The sequence below is a fragment of the Inquilinus sp. genome (assembly GCF_057815775.1).
In genome coordinates this window covers 1-3850 of sequence record NZ_JBYRFX010000502.1, presented here as the reverse complement: position 1 = coordinate 3850, position 3850 = coordinate 1, and the positions used below count along the sequence as shown (strand labels likewise).

The window sequence follows — 3850 nt, the reverse complement described above, 5'->3', positions numbered from 1 at the left end:
GCGCACGTCCTCCATGTCGAACAATTTCTGGTACTGCTTGACCAGCGCGTTCTTCGGCTCCTGCAGGATCTTGACCAGGGCGTCGACGTCGAGATCCTCGAGCGTCGCGATCACCGGCAGGCGGCCGACGAATTCGGGGATCAGGCCGAACTTCAGCAGATCCTCCGGCTCGGTGTGGCGCAGCACCTCGCCGGTGCGCCTTTCGTCGGGCGCGGCGACATGGGCGCCGAAGCCGATCGACTTGCCCTCGAGCCGGTCGCCGATGATCTTCTCGAGGCCGGCGAAGGCGCCGCCGCAGATGAAGAGGATGTTGGTCGTGTCGACCTGCAGGAATTCCTGCTGCGGGTGCTTGCGGCCGCCCTGCGGGGGGACGGAGGCCGTGGTGCCCTCCATCAGCTTCAGCAGCGCCTGCTGGACGCCCTCGCCCGAGACGTCGCGGGTGATCGAGGGATTGTCCGACTTGCGGCTGATCTTGTCAATCTCGTCGATATAGACGATGCCGCGCTGCGCCCGCTCGACATTGTAATCACTGGCCTGGAGCAGCTTGAGGATGATGTTCTCGACATCCTCGCCGACATAGCCCGCTTCGGTCAGGGTCGTCGCATCGGCCATGGTGAAGGGCACGTCGAGGATCCGCGCCAGCGTCTGCGCCAGCAGGGTCTTGCCGCAGCCGGTCGGGCCGACGAGCAAAATGTTGGATTTGGCGAGTTCGACGTCGGCGCCCTTGGCGCCGTGGGCGAGGCGCTTGTAGTGATTATTGACCGCGACCGAGAGGACGCGCTTGGCGTGCATCTGGCCGATCACATAATCGTCGAGCACCTTGCAGATCTCCGCCGGCGTCGGAACGCCGTCGCGGGTCTTCACGAGGGCCGACTTGGTCTCCTCGCGGATGATGTCGTTGCACAGCTCGACGCATTCGTCGCAAATGAACACGGTCGGGCCGGCGATCAGCTTCCTCACCTCGTGCTGCGATTTGCCGCAGAACGAGCAGTAGAGGGTGCTCTTGCTGTCGCCGCCGCTCAATTTCGTCATAGACTCTCTTGGGGGCCCGAAGCCCCTTCCCTTTTTGCGTCGGCCATCCTGACGCCAAATATACGCGAGGACAATGGCCTAAACGTTAAGGCGTTCCCGCGCGGCTTTCCGGCCACAGGCCCGGCCGCCGGGCCCTGCCCGATGAATGTGGCGGCTGGCCCCCGGCGGCACAAGCCCCGAACGGCGAGGAAAGCCGGGACGATCGGCTTTCGTCCCCGCCGTCAGGCCGCCTTCTTGGCTGCATCCTCGTCGGCAGGCTGCGGGCGCTTGTCGAACACCTCGTCGACCAGGCCGAACACCCTGGCCTCCTCGGCGGAGAAGAATTTGTCGCGCTCGACGTTCTTCTCGATCTCCTCGATCGTCTGGCCGGTATATTGGGCCATCAGCTCGTTCATGCGGTGGCGGATGCGCAGGATCTCGCGCGCCTGGATCTCGATGTCGGAGGCCATGCCCTGGGCGCCACCCGAGGGCTGGTGGATCATGATCCGCGCGTTGGAGAGCGCGACCCGCATGCCCGGCTCGCCGGCGGACAGGAGGAAGGCGCCCATCGAGGCGGCCTGGCCGATGCAGACGGTTCCGACCTTGGGGCGGATGTAGTTCATCGTATCGTGGATCGCCATGCCCGCCGTCACCACCCCGCCCGGCGAGTTGATGTACATGTAGATGTCCTTCTTGGGATTCTCGCTCTCCAGATAGAGGAGCTGCGCCGTGATCAAGGTCGCCATATGGTCCTCGACCCCGCCGGTGACGAAGACGATCCGCTCGCGCAGCAGCCGCGAATAGATGTCGAAGCTGCGCTCGCCGCGATTCGATTGCTCGATGACGATGGGCACAAGCTGGCTGATGATGTCCTGATGCTCCATGGCGGCGTGGAAATCCTGTCTGTGAAGTGGGTCAGGCGGCCAACATCGGAGCCTTTGCGCCAAGGTTCAAGCCCCGAGCGAGCGCGCGCATAAGTGGCGGGGATGAGCGGCGGAGCCACAGGTAAGGCGCGCGCTCCCGGTATCCGAGGCCCAGGCGGCCATTGGTGACGGAGTCCCCTTCGAAATGCGATTCACCACGCGCGATAGGCGGCGTCCAGTTGTTCGGCCGTCATGCGATATTTCTTTCCGTCCGACATCGTCACGTCATAATTGCCGTCACCCAAATCCGTAACGGTCACCGGCCCCGGTCTGTCACCCTCTTGAGATGGCGATGCATGGCGATCGTCGTTTGCCGTCGTCCCGCCAGCATATTGCGCCTGGTCGTAGGCTGCGGCGCCGGTCGTGTCGAAGTCCCGGTCCCGGTCGTCGTTCATCGCCTGCCCGACGGAACCCCCGATCCTTGCGCCAGTCACCAGCGTCCGCGCCGTCGTGGCGATTTCTGCGGCCCCCATCTCCTCGGCCGCCGCCCCGCCGGCCGCGCCCCCGAACCGGGCGCCGAAGGCAAGAGCCCCTACCGAGGCAACGATGGCAACCGCTCTCGCCCTGTCGCAATGCGCATGCAGAACATCGACCGCGTTCGCCAGGGAAGCGGGCGGGGCACCGGGCGCACAATCGGACCTCTCGTCCACAACCGTTGGAGCCGGCCGCGACGGCGGCGCCTGAGTGCCGTATGCAACCCGGGCCGATTCTTGGGATTGGGTGGGACCGCGTGCGTTGCAACCCGTCAGCAAAGTTGCCGCGGAGGCGGATACGAACGCCACAACAACTTTTCGCCATTTGAACATACTGGCCGCCTAGCAAGATGCATTACCATCATAGTTTGATCGCGCTCAATTGACAACAATGCACATATTGCGTCTGTTCAAACCGTTGGTTTGCGGCCGATCGCCGTATTGGGGAGGGAACGGTTTGGAGAAAAAATACAACCTAATAATCGACGGACAGAATGTCCCCGTGAGATACGTCCCAGGAATAATAGCCTATTGTGCAGAAACCGGTTATGCTCAGGAACGAGCTCGCCTCTATGCATCCGCACGCGAAATCAGCGAGATCATGGCTGACGATGCAACGCAACTGGCCGACTATGATATTGACCCTGTCCCCGTAAACTGCCGCAAGGGAAAGAACAGCGTAGACATAAAGATCGCCGTAGACATCATCGAGGAATCCTGCAGGGATCCTGACTTTGACGTCGTCATCGTCGCCACTAATGATTCCGATTTTACGCACGTGGCGAGCCGAGTGATCAGCTATAAAATGGAATTCCACCTGCTGTATACCGGGACCGACGCGCCTGCCGGATACTCTGGGAAGGCGAAGGCCAGCCGGCTGGCGCCTGTGCCGTCGCGCCGTAAAAAGATCGTCGCGAAAGTGAAGTCCGTCGCTTCGATGCTGTCAGGAAAAGGACGTGCAAAAGCCAAGGAGGAATTCCCAGCGACATTCGAGGCCGATCCGGCCTATCTGCATTCGACGCCCTTGAGGGAGCTGACCCCCGCGGGTTTTGTTGGTCGAATCGTTGCGTCATCTCCGGTCATCGTGGATTCACGCGGGCTGTTCTCCGCATGGAAGGACTTCACCGGCCGGGCGTGGAAGGGCAAGGGCTCGAAAAAGAGCCCGCAGCAATTCTTTGACATGCATTTCGCTAACCAAGGATACCGTTTCATTCAGTGGCCGAATCTTCCACAGAACCAAGGCTATTTTTTGCGGAACGATTATGTAGCGCTGGACGCCAGCTCGGGATCGCGCAATCCGATCATTTCCCTGCTGGGCGCCGAACGCGAGCTGATTGAACGGCAGAGCTCAATCCTCGCTGCAGCTTTGGGCGGCTCTGATTACCAAGATTTCAATTGTCTGTACGACCACTGTGCGGATGAGTATGTCCTCCCTCGATACGG

4 protein-coding genes are annotated in these 3850 nt (G+C 61.8%); 1 reads left to right on the top strand and 3 read right to left on the bottom strand.

The window, feature by feature from the left end:
• The 3 genes from clpX to AC3XYG_RS17695 all read right to left on the bottom strand — a co-directional run.
• A partial coding sequence (gene clpX, locus AC3XYG_RS17705; protein ID WP_489141170.1) for an ATP-dependent Clp protease ATP-binding subunit ClpX occupies nt 1–1032 on the bottom strand: 1032 nt, incomplete at its 3' end.
• 221 nt (nt 1033–1253) lie between these two features.
• Entirely contained in the window at nt 1254–1895 is a 642-nt protein-coding gene (gene clpP, locus AC3XYG_RS17700) for an ATP-dependent Clp endopeptidase proteolytic subunit ClpP (RefSeq protein WP_489141169.1), read from the bottom strand.
• A gap of 191 nt (nt 1896–2086) precedes the next feature.
• Nucleotides 2087–2407, bottom strand: a complete 321-nt coding sequence (locus AC3XYG_RS17695; RefSeq protein WP_489141168.1) for a hypothetical protein — start codon at nt 2405–2407, stop codon at nt 2087–2089.
• Nucleotides 2408–2798: 391 nt separating this feature from the next.
• On the opposite strand from AC3XYG_RS17695, the gene AC3XYG_RS17690 reads away from it, so the two are divergent.
• Nucleotides 2799–3850, top strand: a 1052-nt coding sequence (locus tag AC3XYG_RS17690) for an NYN domain-containing protein (RefSeq protein WP_489141167.1), incomplete at its 3' end; no start/stop codon positions are given.